Origin of the sequence: Duganella sp. Leaf126 (assembly GCF_001423125.1) — a bacterium.
Taxonomy (GTDB): Bacteria; Pseudomonadota; Gammaproteobacteria; order Burkholderiales; family Burkholderiaceae_D; genus Rugamonas.
Window position 1 is genome coordinate 1 of sequence record NZ_LMNW01000021.1, and the last position, 2,312, is coordinate 2,312.

Below are 2,312 nucleotides of genomic sequence, written 5' to 3' on the forward strand. Positions count from 1 at the left end.
GTCCATAATCAGAATTTGTGGGCACAAATGTTGTGCCAAAATTCGATCATGAATGACGGTGGTCAGGCCGTCCAGACGGCGCCGGGGCGACGCTTACGATTTTCTGAACCCTATAGACTTCTCTGGCTTGCATGGCTTTGTCATCATTTTTACAAAGTCGCTTTTGACCGCCGTCGGTGCCGCCATTGCTAAGCCCAGCGCCAACAGCAATGGTGCCGGGTCATTGGCGTGCGGAGCAAGTAGTGCCAACAGCACAGCCTCAGAAAGTCCGCTATTCGCGTGCAGCATTTTGAACGCTCGGTCTAATGCCTGCTTTCGAGCTGCGGCACTGACGCGCTTCTGTGCCGCCTGCCGGGTAAACCCGTGTCGTTGACCTACCCGCACGTGATAGTCGGCTTGCATGGCTAAAAGCTTAGCGCGTCCGCCCATCAAGTCACTGCCCACCATTCGACCATTAACCAGTGGCAGCAACAAGACGTGGCAATGTGGCGCGGCTTCGTCGTTGTGAACGATAGCGCTGATAATAGGCACGGCGAAGTATTCGCCCGCCCACTGAACGGACTCATTGAAAAAGAGGTCATGGTCAATGGACGAATCGGACGGTAAGCTAAAAATGAGCTCCAGCCCCCGCACGGCATCCTTGCGCGTCGACTTGATGCCAGCTGCGTCCATAAGCGCCCTAGCGTGGCTTGCCACGCCTGCCGCTGTGCCATGCCCACGCAATACGCGATTGAGCCTGACTCGTGCTGGCTCGATGTGCCCACCTGACGCGGCCCCCAGTTCGGCCAGTATTTCGCGATGATTGTGCCGTGCGGCCACCTCAATGATGGCCTTGCCGGTTAGTTTCTTGATTCGCAGAAATTGGACGTTTGTCATACCTTCCCCCTAGGCTGTCAAAGAAAACAGTGCCGTCAATATCAGGGTGTCAACGAGCACGGCAACCACGGTGCGCACAAATCGGAACAGTGCGCTTCTCACAACTTGGCCTTAGCATTACGCTTGCGCAACCAGGCACTAACGGCACGGCGGTCAGCATGGTCAAACTCGTAGATGCCAAACTTGATGGGGTACCCGTCGCGGTCGATGCCAGGAATTTTCTCGCAGTTGGCGCGCAGTCCACGGCGGCGCAGTTCTGCTATCAACTCAGGGCCGTTTGACGCGCCCGCAACGCTGTCAATCTCCTCGCGCTTCCTTGGGCGAGTCATCAGCGCGTGAATCACTCGCAGGTGTCGCGGATTGTCTGTACCAGTGAATTTGCGGGTGGGTTGTTTTGTCAAATCCTGGTTGTCAGCGCCGAGAGTCAATTCCGCAAACAATGGGGATTGGCACTTGCCCATTATTCGCCCCCGTTCAACAGGCTTCGAATGTCAGCCACAGACCAAGCAAGGCGGCCCAAGATGCGAACAGGGCGCAGCGGCCCATTTTCGAAGCAAGCCCAGGCACGCAAAGTTTGGGCTTTGCGGGTGAGGTGGAAGGCAGCGCACGACGTTTCTACATGAGAGCGGTTCTCTTGGTCGAGGGGCGGGAAATTTTGTGCCTGCTTAGCGACAGTTGCGACCTTAACGGCGCGCTGAAGTCGTTGGATTGGATTGGTTTGCATTTTAGAGCCTTTATCTGCGTTGAGGAGGCTCTATTTTTCTGGCACAAATGGAATAAATCCCGCAAGCCAGCAGCGTTCTTAAATGGCCTGAAAACCGCTCTGGCGCTGTGTTTCAGCGTTTTCCCCGTGGAATTTTTTAAGGCTAATTATCATCTATTCCACTTATTCCACTTGTGCCACTCGGGAAGGTGAATTTCCACCCTTTCAGTGCCACATTACGAATTGCACCGGCCGCACGCGGGCCTTGGTTTCCATGATACTGCTGAGGGTAATCCGGCTCCCCCTTGGCGAGCTCAATCGCTACAGCGTCGCAAATGTTACGTGCTGTAATTTGGCGCTCGCCGCGTTCCCATTTCTGCAGTGCGATTGAATTCGCAATTGCGACTGACTTAGCTATCCACTCATCTACATCTTTGGTCGTACCCGATGCCTTCCCAGTTGGTTTCAGCGGTGCCGCTTTCATTAATATCTTTGTCAAGTACGAATCGACATACGATTCACGACCGCTGGTACCTAGCTGGGTTACAGTGCAGTTGTGGGGTAAGGCCCAGTCTACGAGGGCATCGACCTTTATTAGCCGTCGACCATGGAGCATACTTGCCCGCAGCGACCCGTGAATCGCCACAAGTTTTCTAGACACTCGCAAGCCGCTGGAAATACTGCTTTTCATATTCGACTGGCGACAAGTCATTGCTGAAGCTGTGCCGGCGCT

The 2,312-nt window shown here is 54.7% G+C and carries 3 protein-coding genes; all 3 read right to left on the reverse strand.

Annotation, left to right across the window (positions count from 1 at the left end):
* Nucleotides 1-93: 93 nt before the first annotated feature.
* Nucleotides 94-876 carry a plasmid recombination protein gene (locus ASF61_RS11335; protein ID WP_082491512.1) on the reverse strand — a complete coding sequence of 261 codons (783 nt, stop codon included), beginning with the start codon at nt 874-876 and terminating at the stop codon, nt 94-96.
* 98 nt (nt 877-974) lie between these two features.
* Nucleotides 975-1,337 (reverse strand): hypothetical protein, encoded by a 363-nt coding sequence (locus tag ASF61_RS11340; protein WP_229205809.1) that lies wholly within the window; start codon nt 1,335-1,337, stop codon nt 975-977.
* Between the two features lie 405 nt (nt 1,338-1,742).
* On the reverse strand, nt 1,743-2,312 hold a 570-nt coding region (locus ASF61_RS24025; protein WP_229205810.1), incomplete at its 5' end, for a hypothetical protein.

Coding starts and splice junctions, on each gene's coding strand:
- ASF61_RS11335 (WP_082491512.1), bottom strand. CDS start 876: ATGACAAACGTCCAATTTCTGCGAATCAAGAAACTAACCGGCAAGGCC.
- ASF61_RS11340 (WP_229205809.1), bottom strand. CDS start 1,337: ATGGGCAAGTGCCAATCCCCATTGTTTGCGGAATTGACTCTCGGCGCT.